Source organism: Nitrospira sp. Nam80, from assembly GCF_965152575.1.
Map to the genome: position 1 here is coordinate 2,070,472 of NZ_OZ224216.1, position 18,059 is coordinate 2,088,530.

An 18,059-nucleotide genomic window follows, 5' to 3' on the forward strand; every position below is an offset into this window, starting at 1 on the left:
ATTTTGAACTCGCAACTCAGAACTCTCAACTCATAAGAACTTCTCCACGTCAGTCCACCAGCGGGGCGATCTCGACCGCCTTTTTGATCAGGCAATCGCCTGCGAAACCCTGAAGTGTCATAGGAAGCATACTGGCATCCAGGATTCGGACTGAACTCACCTTGAACCCGTCGCTGGTTTTGCTGCCTTCCAATTTCATCGCATGACAGATCTCCAATGTTCGCCAAATCGGATTGCCGAGCACCGTCTCGCTGGGTAAGAGCTTGGTGTCGGAGACCGCGCCGTCAATCAGTGCTTTGGCTGGGACGCGGGCCTTGTCTTTCGGCGCTTCACTCACAACCGCAAAGACGGCCACTTCATCCTCCGCATAGCCGTGCAACGGCACGATAGCCAGTGAAGAGTAGAAGAGGCAGGAGAAAACAATCCAACTCGCGAGGCTCGTCGGGAGAGACCGGGTCCTCCATCGTGTCGTGGTAGACCCGTCAATGGGATACAACATCTCGCGAGCCATTGGGGTTCGCAGTTGGAGAGGGCCCTCCATGGCTGAGCGTACTGGTGCCGACCGGCTTCCCCGAACCTATTGACGTCGCGGGCTGACCCCTGTCAATCGGCTGGTCTAGTCGCCATACCATGACGAGTGCCGCAATCAAAGCCAGGAATCCGAGCAACAGCATGCCGCGCAAGAATATCGGTGTCACGCGCATCTTCCCAAGGGCAGCTCCAAAAGACATTTGCAGTATGCCTGCGATATGGGCCGAATTCAAGACGAGTGAGTAGAACTCCTAGCCCTGCTTCCATCATCTCGGTTTTGCGCTTATATGTCGCATGCCGCTTGCCGGGGCTCCGAGTCCTTGTTCATCAGGGGACAGGTCTCGCCGCTGTGGCTATAATTCGGTCGGGGAATTTTGATCGGCCGCGATGCGCGCGGCAGGCTCTTGCATGATAAATGATAAGCTGTACAGAATGGATGGGCGGCCTGCCCGCAATCGATCGATTCATCAAGGAGGACTCTTCAATGGCTCATGACTTTATGCCCGGGCTGGCCGGTGTCCCGGCTGCGAAATCATCGATCAGTGATGTAGACGGCCGGAAGGGCATCCTGGAATATCGAGGAATCCGTGTGGAAGAACTCTGCGCCCATTCCTCGTTTCTCGAGACGAGCTATCTGCTGCTGTTCGGCCGGTTGCCCAGCACGCAGGAATGGAATCGCTGGGTCAGTGACATTACACGGCATCGCCGTATCAAATTCCGCCTCGTCGATCTCATGAAATGTCTGCCGGACCACGGCCATCCCATGGATGCCCTCCAAGCCGCCGTGGCTGCCTTGGGTATGTTCTATCCGGGGCGCAATGTAAAAGATCTCGAGAATAATTATTGGTCGGCGGTCCGTCTGATCGCGAAGATGCCGACGCTGGTGGCGGCCTGGGCGCGATTGCGGCATGGTGACCACTACATTCCTCCTCGAGACGACCTGGGCTTCTCGGAAAATTTTCTGTACATGCTGACGGAATCGGTTCCGCATCCTCTCTGGGGCGAGATGTTCGACGACTGCCTTATTCTGCACGCCGAGCATACGATGAACGCCTCCACCTTTACGGGCATGGTGACCGCCTCGACGCTGGCTGATCCCTATACCGTGGTGGCCTCGTCGATCGGCGCATTGAAGGGGCCGCTTCATGGCGGGGCGAATGAGGAAGTCGTGCAGATGCTCAAGGCAATCGGGACAGTCGAGCGGGCGAAGCGCTATGTGCAGGAACGAATCGCGGCAAAAGACAGACTCATGGGATTCGGCCATCGCGTCTATAAGGTAAAAGACCCGCGGGCGACGATTCTCCAGAGTTTATGTGACCGCCTCTTCAAGGAATGCGGGACGTCTCCCTTGTATGACATCGCCCTGGAAGTGGAGCGGGCGGCGGAGGAACTCCTGGCCGGAAAAGGCATCTACCCCAATGTCGATTTTTATTCGGGCATTATCTATGACAAGATGGGCATCGGAGTCGATCTGTTTACACCGCTGTTCGCGATGGCTCGGGTCAGCGGCTGGCTCGCTCATTGGCTCGAGCAGCTTGGGGAAAATAAATTATTCAGGCCGGACCAAATTTATGCGGGTGAGCATAATCGGCCCTATGTTCCGATCGACCGGCGTTGATGATGTACTCGTGGAAGCGCCACCACGGCCGGTCCCGCGCGGCTATTCGACGAGCCGTACGAACCACCATAAGATGAGGGAAGCCGCCATGATCATGGCTCCCAGGACTCCATATGCAATGATCTCCAACATGCCCAGTCTCCTTTCTGCTTACCTCGGAAGGCCGGTAAACGTAACATCTTTTTGTTTGAAGTCAAGATCCTCAGAGTTGCGAGCGGGTGCAGACCGGGGCCTTGACTCCGCGCCAAATCACCTTACCTATATCATGTCGGCATAAGTAAAAACCAAGCCGTTAAACCAACATGGAGGTGAGAGTATGGCATTAGTAAAGTGGGATCCCTTTCGAGACCTGGAGGAAATGTCCGATCGTCTGAATCGCATCTTCGCACGACCTGCGGCCTGGCAGGGACAGGGAAAAGAGATCATGACTGTGGCGGATTGGACCCCGACGGTCGATATCAGCGAGACCGAGGCGGAGTATGTGATTAAGGCGGAACTTCCCGAGGTAAAGAAGGAAGAGGTCAAGGTAACCGTGGAGGACGGCGTGTTGACCATCCTGGGCGAGCGGAAGCAGGAGAAAGAGGAAAAAGGAAAGAAATTTCACCGCATCGAGCGTTCGTACGGCCGGTTCGTCCGCAGCTTTACGCTTCCGGACACAGTAGACGAAGCTCTCGTGAAGGCGGAGTACGCCGACGGTGTGCTCAATCTTCATCTCCCGAAGTCTGAAAAGGCGAAACCCAAGCAAATCGAGGTCAAGGTCGCCTGAGCTGTCCGCGGAACGCGCAGGGGCCCGCGTCGGCGGGCCCTGCCGCTTCTTCTCTATTTCCTCCTGCAGCACGAATTCCCACACATTGGTCTTCAAATTCCTACTGGATCACATCACCGATGTCCGTCGCCTGAGCCTGTTTTTCTCTGTGTCCGGCGTACACCTCGTTCGTCAGAGGCGTCGTCCTCCATGGCGCGAGCACTAGCGGCGGCTCTCTGTGGTCGATGAATGTGGCGACTCTGCTCTTGAGGTTGAACCGGATAGCCGTATAAGATGCGCGGTCTTTTCAGCGTCGAATGAATTCGGGGAATCTTCGGTCACAGGAGTCGCGCCGACGGATCCGAAGAATCCCAGGGGTCCATTCCCGTATAGCAGACCCTTATAGCAGACCCTAAATTTGGACCAGCGAGGGAGAGATCGGTGATGAGAAAGACCAAGGCAAAGCGAGGCAACGGCTCGGCGGCGGCCAAGCCGGCCGCGTCCGGAATGAGAATGGAGCGCGATACGATGGGCGAGCTGGCCGTGCCGGCCGATGCCTATTATGGTGTGCAGACGGCGCGTGCGATTGAGAACTTCCCCATCAGTCCCTTGAAGTTCCCGCGCTCCTTCATCCGCGCGATGGGATTGATCAAATATTCGGCCGCCTCCGTGAACGAGTCGCTCGGTCTGTTGAACCGAAAACACGGGGCCGCCATCAAACAGGCGGCGCGGGAAGTAATCGAGGGGAAATTGGACGCGGAATTTCCGGTGGATATTTTTCAGACCGGTTCGGGCACCTCCACCAATATGAACACCAATGAAGTCATTGCGAACCGCGCCACGGAAATATTGGGGGGACGCCGCGGGAGCAAGCTGGTGCATCCCAATGATCACGTGAATCTCGGTCAATCGAGCAACGATGTCATTCCGACCGCCATCCATGTTGCGGCGTCGGAAACGATTCAAGCGCATCTCATTCCCGCTCTGACCCGGCTGCATCGCGCGCTCACGGACAAAGCCCGCGCCTTCGACAAGATCGTCAAAATCGGCCGGACCCATCTCCAGGATGCGACTCCCGTGAGGCTGGGGCAGGAATTCGGCGGCTATGCCCGACAAATCGAGCTCGGCATCCAGCGGGTGAAGTCCGCTCAAGCGGCGTTGAGCGAAGTTGCGCTGGGGGGAACCGCAGTCGGCACCGGACTCAATTGCCATCCCGCCTTCTCCAAAAAAGTCTTGGCGCAGATTTCAAAAGAGACGGGGTGTTCGTTCAAAGAGGCGGTGAACCACTTCGAAGCGCAATCCGCTCAGGATTCGCTGGTTGAAGCGAGCGGCGCGCTGCGCACCGTGGCGGTGAGCCTGATGAAGATCGCCAACGATGTCCGCTGGCTGGGCTCCGGCCCGCGGTGCGGGCTGGGGGAAATCCGGCTCCCCGAGACGCAGCCGGGCTCGTCGATCATGCCGGGCAAGGTGAATCCCGTCATCGCGGAATCGGTTACGATGGTCTGTGCGCAGGTCATCGGAAATGACGTCACGGTGACGGTCGGCGGCCAGGCGGGGAATTTTGAGTTGCTCGTCATGCTGCCCGTCATGGCCTACAACCTTCTTCAGTCCATCGAATTGCTGGCCTCCGTCGCAACAAATTTCGCCGCTCGATGTATTGAAGGGATCGAGGCGAATGAAGAACGATGCCGGAGTCTGATCGAGGAGAGCCTCGCCATGTGCACCGCACTGGCTCCGGAAATCGGGTATGAAGCGGCCGCCGGGATTGCCAAGGATGCATACAAATCGGGGAAATCCGTGCGCGCCATCGCGTTGGAGCAGCGGGTCTTGCCGGAGAAACGACTCACGCAGTTGCTTGATCCTTGGCGTATGACCAAACCGGGCGGGCCTGTCGGAAGCGCGGGCGGGTAACGGCCGGGTTTTTGATGGTCGATGGTTTTGACAGCTCGAGTTTCACTATGCTAAAGTCCGCGGAACTGTTGGCTTTCCAGATCTTTCCACCTGTCGTGTTCACCTCCTTTGAATGAATAGGTTGCGAGATGAATGATACCGAAAAGCATGTAATCATTGTAGTCGGTGCCGGTCCTGCCGGAATGTCCGTTGCCAACATGATGGCGAAGGCTGGACATGAAGTCCTTATTTTAAACCGGGACATCAAATTCGGCGGATTGGCCGAGTACGGAATCTTCCCGAGCAAACTGAAGCTGCGCGGCGGCCTGAGGAAGCAATATTGGGACATGCTGTCACAGCCCAACGTCCGCTATCTCGGCAATGTGTCCGTCGGCGAAGGCAAGGACCTCACCACGGAAGAATTGCGCGGCTTAGGAGCCAGTGCCATCATTTTCGCGACCGGGGCCCAAGGAACGAAAACCATCGGCGTCGAAGGAGACTCCGCCTTGGGCGTCTTCCACGCCAAGGATGTGGTTTACCATTTTAACCGGTTGCCGGGGTTTGGTGATCGGCCGTTCGACATGGGGAAACATGTTGCGGTCATCGGTGTCGGCGATGTCATGGTCGATATTGCGCATTGGCTCATTCGTTATAAGAAGGTGGAACGGGTTACCGCCATTGCCAGACGAGGTCCTGCTGAACGCAAATACAACCCCAAGGAAATTCGGGCGGTGTGCGCAAATATGGACCAGGAAGGCATCGCCAAGGAGTTCCAACGGATTGCGTCCCGGTTGGAAGCCGTGGGGCAAAAAGCGGACGAGATATTGAAAGGCATGACGGAGGAGTTCACCAAGTGCGAGCCGAAGGCGAGCGACGCCAAAATGGGATTCCGATTCTTGGCATCACCGAAACGCGTATTGGTGGACGCCAATAATCGTGTGCGCGCGCTTGAACTCGAAGAAAACAAGCTGGAGCCCAAGGGCGACGATACGGCTGCAGTCGGGTTGAAACAATATTATGAATTTCCCTGCGACAGTGTCGTTTTTGCCGTCGGCGATCGGGTAGATGAGACGGTGGGGCTACCTTATAAGAACGGCGTGTTCCTGACCAATCCGGTAAAGACCGGCAATGATCCCGACGATGCGCTGTTTCAGGCCTACGATGAGAAGTCGGGTCACGTGCTCGACGGTGTCTTCCTGACCGGATGGGCGAGAAAAGCCAGCGAAGGGTTGGTCGGGATTGCCAAGCGGGACGGTGAATGGTGCGCGGAGGTGGTCACGCGGTACCTGGCCACGCGGGCGCCCAAGACGGTGTCGACACTTGAAGACGTCTTTGAACGGTTGCATCGATATCTCCGCGAGCGCGGGAGCGCGCCGGTGGACTTGGTCGGATTACGCGCGTTGGAATGCGCTGAAAAGGGCTATAACGGCGACAGCGACTGCATCGGTGAGTTCAAATTCGCGACGAATCAGGAAATGCTGAGCTATATCGAGCGAGATAAAGTCGTTCCGAGTTGACGGCGGATCAACCGTCTCCCCACTTCAGCTTTTCCCGCAACACCTCATAGTAGCTGCTTTCCGGAAAGCGGATCAGCCTGGTCCGGTGCTCAGACGCCGTGACTTCGACCGTGTCGCCTTGCGCCATCGCGACACCCACCTGACCGTCCAACGTCGCCATTGCTCCATCGTCTTTGCTCGTAAGCGTCACATCGATTTCGGCATTGATCGGTACGATCAGCGGTCTATGTGTCAACGTATGCGGGCAAATCGGCGTGAGAATCAATCCCTGTACCGCCGGATTGACGATGGGACCACCCGCCGACAGGGAGTAGGCCGTCGATCCGGTCGGTGTGCTGATGATCAAGCCGTCTCCGCGCAGATTCGTGACGAACTGCCCTTGAATGGCGATCTGCAGTTCAATCATGCGGGCCAGCGTGCCCTTGCTGATCACGACGTCATTGAGCACCGCGCCTTGGGCCACCGTTTCTCCATGCCGATGTACGTGCGTTTTCAGCATGAGGCGTTCATCAAGGACGAAATCGTTGGCAAACACGCGCTCAAGCGAGGGATACAGATGTTCCAGCCGAACTTCAGTCAGAAATCCGAGCCCGCCCATGTTCACGCCGAGGATTGGGATGCCGCGTTCGCCGGCCAGGCGGGCGGCATTGAGCATGGTGCCGTCGCCGCCCAGGATAAGCAGGACATCGGCCTTCCCGGCAAGATGCGTTTTTTGATAGCCGCCTTGTTCGCCGAGCAGCCCGGCCGAGGTCGTGTCCAAAATCACATCGATGCGCCGATCCCTGAGCCAGGCAACCACGTCACGCAACGTCGCCTTGACCTCGGGGAATTTGGGTTTCGTCAGAATGCCGATGCTTTTGCTTTTCATCTGGAGTCGTGCCGTCGCGTGTCGTGTCTCGATTGGTGCGCCCGGCGAAAGGGTGCGGGATTCTATCGGCATGATTCTTTTCCTGTCAAACGGTCGCGGACTGTGGTGCGAAATCACAAAGCGCCGTGCACGATTATGAATAATTCGCGGCGGCGGCTCGCGCGCGATTTCAAGTTTCCAATATCTTGACACCCCGTCGGTCTCTCGTTAGAATCAGTTCATCTGATTTTTCGACGGTTTGTCTCTCGCTTATTGATCGCGATACAGTCTTCGTCAGACTCTCTATTATAAGGAGGCGGGATGTTCGAACGGTTCACGGACAAGGGCCGGAAGATCATTATCTTGGCACGTGAAGAAGCCGAGCGGCATCAGAACGACTATCTGGGCACGGAACATCTTGTCCTTGCCATCCTGCGGGAAACAGACGGTATCGCCCTGATGATTCTCAAGAAGATGGGCCTCTCCACCGAGCAGATTCGGTTGGAGATCGAGCGCAATCTCCCGGGCGGCGGGACCACGATGACGTTCGGTGAAATTCCCTTCAGCCCGCGCGTGAAGAAAGTCATCGAGTACGGGGTCGAGGAAGCACGGCTCCTGGGACACAACCATATCGGAAGCGAGCATTTGCTGCTTGGTCTCCTGCGCGAGGAAGAGGGCATTGGCGGCAAGATCCTCCGCAGCCTGGGCGCGAACTTGCTCACTGCCCGACAGTTGACCGTGACGTTCCTGCGAAAGTCGGCGCCGCGTGAACGGGACCGCAAGAGCAATACGCCGGCGCTGGATGAATTCGGACGCGATCTCACTCAACTGGCCCAGGAAGGCCAACTCGATCCGGTGATCGGCCGTGCCGACGAGATCGAACGCGTGCTTCAGATCCTCAGCCGCCGCACGAAAAACAATCCTGTGCTGATCGGAGAGTCGGGCGTCGGAAAAACGGCGATCGTCGAAGGGCTGGCCCAGCGGATCGTGACTTCGGAAGTGCCGGACAATCTTCTTTCCCGGCGGGTAATCGCCTTGGATCTCGGGTCGCTCGTGGCCGGTACGAAGTATCGCGGCCAGTTCGAAGAACGGCTCAAGGTCGTCATGAAGGAGATCGTCCAGGCTGGGAACATCATCATTTTCATCGATGAATTGCATACCCTGGTCGGTGCTGGAGCGGCCGAAGGGTCTATCGACGCTTCCAACATGCTGAAACCCGCCCTCTCACGCGGAGAAATTCAATGCATCGGCGCCACGACCTTGGACGAGTATCGCAAGCATATTGAGAAGGATGGAGCACTCAAGCGGCGGTTCCAGCCGATCCATGTCCAGCCTCCTTCCACGGATGAGACGGTCCGGATCATCCAGGGACTGCGGGATCGGTACGAAGAACACCACGGCGTCGAGATTACCGAAGACGCCATCTCCGAAGCGGTGAAGCTTTCGGATCGATACATCACCGATCGATTTCTGCCGGATAAGGCGATCGATTTGATCGATGAAACCGGCTCGCGAGCGAAATTGCAGACCTACGCGTTGCCGACCGAGTTGAAAGCGCTCGAGCAGGAGTTGAAAAAGGTTTCGCGCGAGAAAGAGCTGGCCATTTCCATGCAAAACTTCGAGGAGGCCGTGCGCCACCGCGAAGAAGAAGAACGTTTGCGAAAGCTATTGGATGAGTCGAAGCGGGAATGGAAAAAGAATCAGGAGAAGCATAAACCGACTATCGGGAAGGAAGATGTCGCCTATGTCGTCTCCAAAATGACCGGTATCCCGCTCTTCAAATTGGAGGAAGAAGAGTCCAACAAACTGTTGAGAATGGAAGACTTCCTTCATAAGCGTGTCATCGGCCAGAACGAGGCGATTTCAGCCGTGGCCCGCGCGATCCGGCGTTCACGCGCCGGCCTCAAAGAGGCGCGCAAACCCATCGGCTCCTTTATCTTTCTCGGGCCCACGGGCGTCGGCAAGACCGAATTGGCTCGGACGCTGGCTGAGTTTCTCTTCAATAGCGAGGATGCGTTGATCCGGATCGACATGTCCGAATATCAGGAAAAATTCACAAGCTCCCGTCTGTTCGGCGCTCCTCCAGGGTATGTCGGTTATGAAGAGGGGGGACAGTTGACTGAAAAGGTGCGGCGGCGTCCCTATTCGGTCGTGCTGTTCGATGAAATCGAAAAAGCTCACCCCGACGTGTTCAATGTCCTCTTGCAAGTGCTGGACGACGGCGTGCTGACCGACAGTCTGGGTCGCAAAGTCGATTTCAAGAACACCGTGGTGATTATGACCTCGAACATCGGCACCAAATTGATCCAAAAGGGGGTCTCCCTCGGGTTCCAGAGCGAGGAACAAGGGGAACAGAGCCGGCGCCGGAAAGAAGACGTGCTCGGCGAACTCAAGCGGGCGTTCAGCCCCGAGTTCCTGAACCGGATCGATGAGATCGTGGTCTTCCACCCGTTGGAGAAAGAGCATTTGTTCAGCATTCTCGACATCCTATTGCGGGAGCTGAACTTGCGGTTGCTGGACAAGGGAGTCACGATCGAAGTCGATGACGAGGTGAAGCACTGGTTGATCAAGGAAGGGTACGAGCCGCTCTACGGCGCGAGGCCGATGCGCCGGACCATTCAGCGAGCGATCGGCGACCCGCTGTCCGAAGAACTGATCAAGGGCCGGTTCAAGGATAATCGAAAGATCAAGGTGGTTCTGCGTGACGGAACGCCGGCCTTCATTGAACAAGAAGCCATGGCCGAGGTGTGAGACTCGCTGGTTCACCGGGTCCGCAGGTCGGATATAACGTTCACGACGGCCCCCGCGATCGTCCACGATCCGGGGGTCGTCGTATTTTGTCGCTCAAGACGGTAACTTCTCTCATAAGAAAATAGAGTCTTTCTTGTCCACACATCACTCCTGGAAGCCTAATCCTATCCTCGGCATCGAGACCTCATGTGACGAAACGGCCGCGGCGGTGCTTGATGCCGAAGGGGTGGTCCTCTCCAATGTCATTTCCTCCCAACATGATGTGCACCGGCGCTTCGGTGGAGTGGTTCCCGAACTTGCGTCGCGCAGCCATATTCAGGTCATTGAAGGAGTGACGCAGGCCGCCCTTGAACAGGCTTCCCTGACTTGGCGTGATATCGGCGCCATTGCCGTAACACAAGGTCCCGGTCTCGCCGGAGCGCTCCTGGTCGGGCTGAGTTATGCGAAAGGCCTCGCCTATGCGTTGTCGGTTCCCCTCATCGGCGTGAGCCATCTTGAGGGCCATATGGCTTCGGCCTGGATTGACGCGCCTTCGTTTCCCACATCCTGCGTGATCCTCGTCGTTTCCGGCGGGCATACCCATCTCTATCTGTCCCAACCGGGCCAAGCCTATCGCCTGTTGGGCAGAACCGTCGATGATGCGGCGGGGGAAGCATTTGACAAGGGCGCGCAAATTCTCGGCCTTGGGTTTCCAGGCGGCCCGGCTCTCGACAAGCTTGCCAAGTCGGGTGATCCCGGCTCGGTCCGCTTTCCTCGTTCCTATGTGTGTCGCGGGGGCCTCGATTTCAGTTTCAGCGGGCTCAAGACCGCGTTGTTGTATTACGTGCAGGAACGGGATGATTCGGAACTGGAGCGACGCCGGGCCGACATTGCGGCCGCCTATCAGGAGGCCATTGTGGAGGTGTTGGTGACCCGTGCATTCGACGCGATGCGCCGTCACACCGTGACGGCGCTCGCCGTAGTCGGGGGAGTATCGGCAAACTCGAGACTGCGGGCGAGCCTGACGAAGCGAGCAGCCGCCGAAGGCTACCGGCTGAGTATCCCGGCTCTAGCCTACTGCACCGATAACGCGGCCATGATCGCTGCCGCGGGCCGCACCGCTCTACTCGCCGGCCGAGCTACGGCATTGGACTGCGAGGCCTTGAGCGAGCTTGAATTGCCGGCATGACTGGTGGACAATGATGCCAGAATACCGAACGACACAGCCGGGCTGACCCGGCAGGGAGTCACAATTCCCCTTATTCACGGTCACATCTCCGGTCTGAAGCCCGGCCAACTGGCGGCACTCGAACGACTCTACCGCCGTCGTGTCCCGACGAGTCTCGTGATCACGCCAGAGTTGGCCCGCACCGCATGCCAGCTCACCAACGAGATCAAACGTCCGATCGGGTTGTTAATCACGCGGCGCGGCGCGATCGAGCAAGTCCTCGTCGGTCCCGGCTCCATGCCGGCATTCCAATCATTGGCGAAATTCAGGGCCGGGGCCCATTCACTGCGCGGTCTTCGTCTGGTACGCACCCACCCGGACGATGAGCCGCTGAGCCAGGAAGATTTGACCAATCTGGCCCTGCTTCGCTTAGATTTGATGGCGGCGATCGGGGTGGATGATGACGCGGAGCCCGCTCATGTCTATGTGGCGCATCTAGTCCCCCCCAATCCGCAGGGACAGGTGTGCGCGGTCTTGAAGCCGGTTCTGTTTCAGAACTTCCAGCTGGAGTTCGACACGTTCGTTGCTGAGTTGGAGAGTGATCTTCAGCGGGCGGATAGCCGACACACGGTTCAGAGCGGACGAGAATCCGCCCTGTTGGTGAGCGCCTCACCGCGCAGCCGCGGCGAACAGGAGGAGCATCTTGACGAACTGGCGGAGCTGGCGGAATCGGCCGACGTGACCATTGTCGATAGAATCGTGCAGCGAACGCAAAATGAATATCACCGGTTCTTATTGGGCAAGGGGAAGCTGAAGGAAGTGGTCATCCGCGCTCTTCAGCGGGGAGCCGATTTGTTGATTTTCGACCAGGATCTTGCGCCGGCGCAGGCCCGGGCGATTTCTGAAGTGACCGACATGAAAGTGATCGACCGGACGCAATTGATTTTGGATATCTTCGCCCGCCGCGCCCATACGCGCGAAGGCAAGGTGCAAGTGGAGCTGGCTCAGCTCCGCTATTTGTTGCCTCGTCTGTCCGGGCACGGCGCATCTCTCTCGCGGTTGGGCGGCGGCATCGGCAGCAGGGGACCGGGTGAGACGAAGTTGGAGACGGACCGGCGGCGTATCCGGGAGCGCATTACGCACTTGGAACGCGATCTGTTGCACTTTGCGCGGCATCAGGATCAACGCCGCGCGAGACGGTTCCGCCATTCGCTGCCCATCCTCTCCATTATCGGCTACACCAACGCAGGAAAATCCACCTTGTTAAACACATTGACCAAAAGCCATGTTTCCGCGGAAGACCGTTTGTTCGAGACGTTGGACACGACCAGTCGGCGGCTTCGGTTTCCGCATGACCGGGAGATCATTGTCACCGATACGGTGGGGTTTATTCGAGACCTTCCCAAAGATCTGCTCGGCGCCTTTCGGACCACCTTGGAGGAACTGAAAGACGCGGATATCCTGCTCCATCTCGTCGACGCCAGCGCCGAGGATATCGACAGCCAGATTGCTGCGGTCGAAACAGTCGTGAAGGCGCTCGAAATTGAATCCATTCCACGGATCGTGGTGCTGAACAAATGCGATCGCTTGTCCCCTCATGAAGCGTCGGTGTTGAGCCAGCGGTACAACGCCATCGGAATCTCCGCCGTCCAGCCCGACACGGTCAGACCGCTGATCGCCAAAATCGAATCATTGCTGCCCTCTCTCGCTCCTGCCGCAACGTGTGACGGGATTTCTTCCGGCGCGCAGAGTCCGGCTCTTGTCTCCCGTTCATGAATCTGTGTCGAAACGAAAGGAAGCATCGGCTCGGCCGATGCGGGAAATCGCATGGCTCGTGAGAGTCACACGCGGCTGCGGCAAAGGGCTCTCCGCATCGTCAAGGCGTTAAAGAGCTCCAGGCCCGATGCCGGGGTCGAACTGCACCATCGCACTGCCTGGGAATTGCTTGTCGCGACCATACTCTCCGCTCAGTGCACCGACGAGCGGGTCAATCGGGTCACGCCGGCGCTGTTTCGTCGGTATCCCTCGCCGAAGTCCTATGCCGCGGCCGATCAAACGGAGCTTGAAACGCTGATCAAGCCGACCGGATTTTATAAAAGCAAGGCACGGAATCTGATCGCGTGTGCGAAGAGCGTGGCGGCCAGGCCGGAACAGCATGTGCCGAATACCATGGATGAACTCACGGCGCTGCCCGGTGTTGGCCGCAAAACCGCCAATGTGATGCTGGGGAATTGGTTCGGCGAGCCGGCGGTGATCGTCGATACGCATGTCAAGCGGGTATCGGGCCGGCTGGGGCTGACGAACGCGACCGATCCCGATCAAGTCGAAACGGACTTGCAGCGGTTGCTTTCTCCGGAGGAATGGACGTCCGGCTCGCAACAGCTCCTTTTGCACGGCCGCTACATTTGTCTGGCGAGGAAGCCGCAGTGCGACCGGTGCCCGATCTATCGCGATTGTCCGTGGGAAGGGAAGCGCGCACGATGATTCGCAGCATGACGGGTTTTGGAAAGAAGACGGGCATGTGGCTTGAAGCTTCGGTCTCGGTGGAGATGCGGTCGGTGAACCAGCGGTTTCTGGAAGTCGCCGTGCGCATTCCACGATCGCTGGCCGAAGCGGAAGATGGAATCAAAAAATTGGTGCAGCGGCGATGCCGCCGGGGACGCATCGATGTTGCGGTCTCGATCCATGGCGGCCGAAGCGGCGGGAAGATCCTGCAACTTGACCGCAACCTGGCTAAACAGTACCATCAGGCGCTTCGCGACCTGAAGAAGTCGTTGCGTCTCGCCGGATCAATCGATGTGGGACTGCTGGCCGGATTTCGCGATCTGTTCTCGCTCTCGGAGGAGGCGCCCGATCCGGCGGAATTACAGGGGCTCGTTCTTGAGTTGGCCGAAGGCGCGCTGAGCGACTTGGAGCGGATGCGCCGACAGGAAGGGCAGGCGTTGGCGAAAGATTTGTCCGGCCATGTCCACCGAATTCGGGAGCAGGCGCAGCAGATTGCCGAACAGGCGCCTCGCCTGGTGGCCGGCCACTATGCCCGTATGCAAAGCCGCATCGAAAAACTCACCGCGACGGATACACTCGATGAAGGGCGTCTCCTTCAGGAAGTGGCTCTCTTTGCGGACCGCTGTGATATTTCGGAAGAGTTGGTCAGACTGGAATCGCATATGGTACAGTTCGAGCAGACCCTGACAAGCGACGACGCGGTGGGGAAGACGCTTGAGTTCCTGCTTCAAGAGGTAGGGCGAGAAGTGAATACGATTGGGTCGAAGGCCAATGACGCGGCGGTGGCCCAATCGGTAGTCGCGATGAAAGCGCAAGTCGAGAAAATGCGAGAACAGGTTCAGAACGTCGAGTAGTGGGGCTTCGGACATTCTTTGTTATGACCGCATCGCCTGATCAGCCGACCGCCCCATCGATGACCGCCAGACGGGGTATTTTGTTCGTGATATCCGCTCCGTCCGGCACCGGAAAAACGACGCTCTGCAAGGAGATTGCCGCGCAAGTTTCCGGCTTGTGGCATTCGGTGTCCTACACCACGCGGAAACCGCGGCCGGGAGAAGTGGACGGGCGAGAGTATTTTTTTGTGGAGGAAGCGACCTTTTTGCAGATGATCGAACGCCATGAGTTCGTGGAGTGGGCTCGCGTGTACGGCAATCTCTATGGAACTCCGCGCAAAGCGTTGTCCGATAAGATGGAGCAAGGCATCGACGTGCTGCTTGAAATCGATGTGCAGGGGGCTCGGACGGTGAAGAAGAAATTTGAGGACGGCGTGTACATCTTCATTCTGCCACCCTCGTTCGATGTCTTGCGCACCCGTCTTCAAACCCGCGCCGGGGATTCCCCTGAAGAAATCCAGCGCCGTCTCCAAAAAGCCAAAGAAGAAGTGTGGAGTTATCGGGAGTATTACTACATCGTTAGAAACGATGATTTGAAACAGTCGTTGAAAGAGCTGGAAAGCATTTTCACGGTCGAGCGCATCAAGACCAAACGCCTCAATATGGCCTGGTTGGAGGAAAATTTCATCAAAGAAGCCAAGACGATTTCTGTCCATTTGCCCTCAACAAAGGAGAATCGCCCTCATGATTGATATGCTGTCCCTGTTGCCAGAATACACCGTGGATCAATTTGATTCACGTCATCGTCTCGTGCTGGTGGCGGCCCAACGCGCCAAGCACCTTATTCAGGGCGCGAAGGTGGCGGGCGCGTCCAAATTTACGAAGGAAACGACCGTGGCGCTCGATGAAGTCCTGCGGCACAAGGTCAATTTCCTCTGCGGCAAGGAGGCCCGCGACGCCCTCAAAGAGTCCAAACGCGTTAAAGAGGGGGAGACCGAGCGAGTGGCCATGATGACCGGTGAAGACGCCAAGGAGATCAAGAAAGAGTTGAGCGTGTACGTGGACGATACGCCGAAGCCGGCTCCTTCGGAAGGAGAAGAAGCCTGATCGGCGGTGGAGGTATCTATTCCGACCTTGATCGGTAAGCGCCTGGTTTTGGGCGTGACCGGTAGTATCGCCGCCTATAAGGCCGTCGGTCTCTTGCGCCTGTTGATCCGGGAAGGAGCCGCCGTCTCGGTTGTCATGACGGCGTCCGCCAAGCAATTCGTGACCCCGCTGACATTCGAAGTCCTTTCCGGACAGCCGGTGAACCACGAGTTGTTCCAAGCCCATCAAGAAATGCGGCATTTGACCCTGCCGACGGATGCTGATGCCATCGTGATCGCCCCGGCCACCGCGCATATGATCGCCAAGGCCGCCCTGGGTTTGGCGGACGACCTCTTGTCCACCATGCTGCTGACTTCACGCTGTCCGCTGGTGCTGGCGCCGGCAATGGACGGTGACATGTGGGGGCATGAAACGGTCGTCGCCCATGCAGACGCCCTGCGGAGACGAGGCGCGGTTGTCGTCGGACCGGAGGAAGGGCCGCTGGCATCCGGCCGAATCGGCACAGGTCGGATGGCTGATGAGCAAAAGATCCTATCCGCGGTGCAATCGGCTGTTCTGGGCAAGCAAGATTTGGCCGGACGCCGTGTATTGGTTTCTGCCGGACCGACTCAAGAACCGATCGATCCGGTACGCTTTATTTCCAATCGTTCCTCCGGAAAGATGGGCTATGCCGTTGCTTCGGCGGCAAGCGAACGGGGAGCGCAAGTGATCCTTGTCAGCGGCCCGACTGATCTTCTTCCGCCTGCCAGAGTGGAAGTCGTTCCGGTTGTCACGGCCGAAGACATGGCGAAAGCCCTTTTGGCGAGATTGTCGTGGGCTGATACAGTCGTGATGGCGGCTGCGGTGGCGGATTTTCGGGCTGCCAAGCCGTCCGCCCGCAAGCTCAAAAAGAAAGAGCGGGTCTGGACGAGCTTGGACTTGGAGCCGACGACCGATATTCTGGAGCAATTATCGGAGAGACGGACCGGCCAGCTGCTGGTTGGCTTTGCAGCGGAAACAGACGATCTGCTTGCCCATGCACTTGAAAAATTGCATGCTAAGGAAGTTGATCTGATGGTGGCCAACGATGTGACCATCGAAGGGTCCGGGTTCGGCTCTGATGCGAACCAAGCCATTCTGATCGATCGGACGGGCCGCACCGAGGAGTGGCCGTTGATGCCGAAGCGCGAATTGGCGGATCGAATTCTCGATGCCGTGGAAGTACTCCGGCGGGAGACGTAACGTCTCGCCAGCTCCGAGCGACAATAATAGTCTTTACGGGACATACCACATGAATTCGGCGGGCCGTATTGATCCGGTTCTGGCGGCTGAAATCGATCGTCTGGCGACCGCGCTCGCGAAAGATCCCCGTTCCAAGGCATTCATGCCGTTGGCGGAATCATATATTAAGGCCGATATGTGGCAGGAAGCGGCCGGAGTTCTGGAGGACGGGCTGCGGGTGAATCCCGGATTCGTGACGGCGATGGCTGCATTGGGCCGGGTCTACGAACAACTAGGGCAGCTCGGCAAGGCCAAACCGATCCTGGCGGAGGTGGTGGCGCAAAGCCCCGACAATCTTCGTGCGCATCGAATTCTGGCGAGAATATTCTCTAGCGAACGCCAGATGGAACCGGCGTTACAATCCTGTGAGGCGATTCTGGCGGTGAACCCCTGCGATGTAGAGGCGCTGTCCATCCGGCAAGCCATGACCGGCCAAATCGCGGGCGATGACAACCGGCCTCGGGTCAAGCGGGAGAAAAAGCGGCTGGAGAAATCTCGTGAGGAGACAAGCAGCGCGCCTCCCACCATCACCGCGTCCGAGCCCGTCATCCCGGCCATGCCGGAATCGGTTGAAGCCGCGACCGCTTCCGGTCCTTTGACGAAGACCGACCCCGTTGTGGCACAACTCAAAGCCTGGCTTAAAACCATCCACTCTCGTCGTACCCCGATTTCCCGCTAGGTCTTCTGTCCCTCATTCGAGCCGTTCGGCCGTTTGACCGCTCCGAAACACCCTGTTACAATGCCGCCGCTGTCAGCAGTCGATCACGCTGCAGCCTTGAGAAGAGACGACGTACGGAAAAGATGCTGCGGCTGCTCGTGCTCCACGGCCCCAATCTGAACCTTTTGGGGACCCGAGAGGAATCGGTCTACGGGACCACCACCCTTGCGGAAGTGGACGAGGCTCTGGCACGATTCGGCGAAGAGCATGAGATCGGCATGACGATTCGCCAGTCGAATCTTGAAGGCGAGCTGGTGACGTGGATACAGGAAGCAAAGGGGCGTTTCAACGGAATCGTTATTAATCCGGCCGGTTACACGCATACGAGCGTAGCGATCCGTGATGCGATCGCCGCCGTCGCGCTTCCGACCGTCGAAGTGCACCTCACCAACATTCATCAACGCGAGGAGTTTCGCCACAAATCCTTTATCGCGGGTGTCGCCTTGGCGCAGATCTCCGGATTCGGCCCAAATGGCTACCTTCTGGCGGTGCGCGGCCTCGCCGACCATCTCAAATCTTCGCAATTCAGAGGAGTTCGCCCGCGCCGGTCTTCCCGGGACCACTCCAAGAGACGCGGGAGAGCCTAGTAA

The 18,059-nt window shown here is 57.9% G+C and carries 16 protein-coding genes; 14 read left to right on the forward strand and 2 right to left on the reverse strand.

Annotation, left to right across the window (positions count from 1 at the left end):
* Positions 1 to 49: 49 nt before the first annotated feature.
* Entirely contained in the window at positions 50 to 511 is a 462-nt protein-coding gene (locus ACWGXE_RS09790; protein WP_447603292.1) for a hypothetical protein, read from the reverse strand.
* Positions 512 to 1,015: 504 nt separating this feature from the next.
* Between ACWGXE_RS09790 and ACWGXE_RS09795 the strand changes: the two genes are divergently transcribed.
* From ACWGXE_RS09795 to ACWGXE_RS09810, 4 genes are all read left to right on the forward strand, one after another.
* A complete protein-coding gene (locus ACWGXE_RS09795) occupies positions 1,016 to 2,149 on the forward strand; it encodes a citrate synthase (protein WP_447603294.1) in 1,134 nt (377 codons plus the stop codon).
* A gap of 316 nt (positions 2,150 to 2,465) precedes the next feature.
* Positions 2,466 to 2,915 (forward strand): Hsp20/alpha crystallin family protein, encoded by a 450-nt coding sequence (locus ACWGXE_RS09800; protein WP_447603295.1) that lies wholly within the window; start codon positions 2,466 to 2,468, stop codon positions 2,913 to 2,915.
* 486 nt (positions 2,916 to 3,401) lie between these two features.
* Positions 3,402 to 4,805 carry a class II fumarate hydratase gene (locus ACWGXE_RS09805; protein WP_447603928.1) on the forward strand — a complete coding sequence of 468 codons (1,404 nt, stop codon included), beginning with the start codon at positions 3,402 to 3,404 and terminating at the stop codon, positions 4,803 to 4,805.
* Between the two features lie 128 nt (positions 4,806 to 4,933).
* Positions 4,934 to 6,301, forward strand: a complete 1,368-nt coding sequence (locus ACWGXE_RS09810) for an FAD-dependent oxidoreductase (protein ID WP_447603297.1) — start codon at positions 4,934 to 4,936, stop codon at positions 6,299 to 6,301.
* Positions 6,302 to 6,308: 7 nt separating this feature from the next.
* Here ACWGXE_RS09810 and ACWGXE_RS09815 read toward each other — a convergent pair whose 3' ends face one another.
* Positions 6,309 to 7,241, reverse strand: coding sequence for an NAD(+)/NADH kinase (locus tag ACWGXE_RS09815; RefSeq protein ID WP_447603299.1), 933 nt, complete (start codon positions 7,239 to 7,241; stop codon positions 6,309 to 6,311).
* Positions 7,242 to 7,469: 228 nt separating this feature from the next.
* Between ACWGXE_RS09815 and ACWGXE_RS09820 the strand changes: the two genes are divergently transcribed.
* From ACWGXE_RS09820 to aroQ, 10 genes are all read left to right on the forward strand, one after another.
* Positions 7,470 to 9,899 carry an ATP-dependent Clp protease ATP-binding subunit gene (locus tag ACWGXE_RS09820; RefSeq protein ID WP_447603301.1) on the forward strand — a complete coding sequence of 810 codons (2,430 nt, stop codon included), beginning with the start codon at positions 7,470 to 7,472 and terminating at the stop codon, positions 9,897 to 9,899.
* 133 nt (positions 9,900 to 10,032) lie between these two features.
* Positions 10,033 to 11,067 (forward strand): tRNA (adenosine(37)-N6)-threonylcarbamoyltransferase complex transferase subunit TsaD, encoded by a 1,035-nt coding sequence (gene tsaD / locus ACWGXE_RS09825; RefSeq protein WP_447603303.1) that lies wholly within the window; start codon positions 10,033 to 10,035, stop codon positions 11,065 to 11,067.
* A gap of 3 nt (positions 11,068 to 11,070) precedes the next feature.
* Positions 11,071 to 12,822 (forward strand): GTPase HflX, encoded by a 1,752-nt coding sequence (gene hflX, locus ACWGXE_RS09830; RefSeq protein ID WP_447603305.1) that lies wholly within the window; start codon positions 11,071 to 11,073, stop codon positions 12,820 to 12,822.
* Positions 12,823 to 12,873: 51 nt separating this feature from the next.
* Positions 12,874 to 13,530, forward strand: a complete 657-nt coding sequence (gene nth, locus ACWGXE_RS09835; protein ID WP_447603307.1) for an endonuclease III — start codon at positions 12,874 to 12,876, stop codon at positions 13,528 to 13,530.
* 35 nt (positions 13,531 to 13,565) lie between these two features.
* Positions 13,566 to 14,405 carry a YicC/YloC family endoribonuclease gene (locus tag ACWGXE_RS09840; protein WP_447603308.1) on the forward strand — a complete coding sequence of 280 codons (840 nt, stop codon included), beginning with the start codon at positions 13,566 to 13,568 and terminating at the stop codon, positions 14,403 to 14,405.
* Positions 14,406 to 14,428: 23 nt separating this feature from the next.
* The gene (gene gmk, locus ACWGXE_RS09845; RefSeq protein WP_447603309.1) at positions 14,429 to 15,136 is read left to right on the forward strand and encodes a guanylate kinase; all 708 of its coding nucleotides are present in this window, start codon (positions 14,429 to 14,431) and stop codon (positions 15,134 to 15,136) included.
* The gene (locus ACWGXE_RS09850; RefSeq protein WP_447603311.1) at positions 15,129 to 15,491 is read left to right on the forward strand and encodes a DNA-directed RNA polymerase subunit omega; all 363 of its coding nucleotides are present in this window, start codon (positions 15,129 to 15,131) and stop codon (positions 15,489 to 15,491) included. The genes gmk and ACWGXE_RS09850 overlap by 8 nt, the downstream gene beginning before the upstream one ends.
* A 6-nt stretch (positions 15,492 to 15,497) precedes the next feature.
* Positions 15,498 to 16,712, forward strand: a complete 1,215-nt coding sequence (gene coaBC / locus ACWGXE_RS09855; RefSeq protein WP_447603313.1) for a bifunctional phosphopantothenoylcysteine decarboxylase/phosphopantothenate--cysteine ligase CoaBC — start codon at positions 15,498 to 15,500, stop codon at positions 16,710 to 16,712.
* A 49-nt stretch (positions 16,713 to 16,761) separates the two neighbouring features.
* Positions 16,762 to 17,430 carry a tetratricopeptide repeat protein gene (locus ACWGXE_RS09860; protein ID WP_447603315.1) on the forward strand — a complete coding sequence of 223 codons (669 nt, stop codon included), beginning with the start codon at positions 16,762 to 16,764 and terminating at the stop codon, positions 17,428 to 17,430.
* A 125-nt stretch (positions 17,431 to 17,555) separates the two neighbouring features.
* Positions 17,556 to 18,056 (forward strand): type II 3-dehydroquinate dehydratase, encoded by a 501-nt coding sequence (gene aroQ, locus ACWGXE_RS09865; RefSeq protein WP_447603930.1) that lies wholly within the window; start codon positions 17,556 to 17,558, stop codon positions 18,054 to 18,056.
* Positions 18,057 to 18,059: the final 3 nt, after the last annotated feature.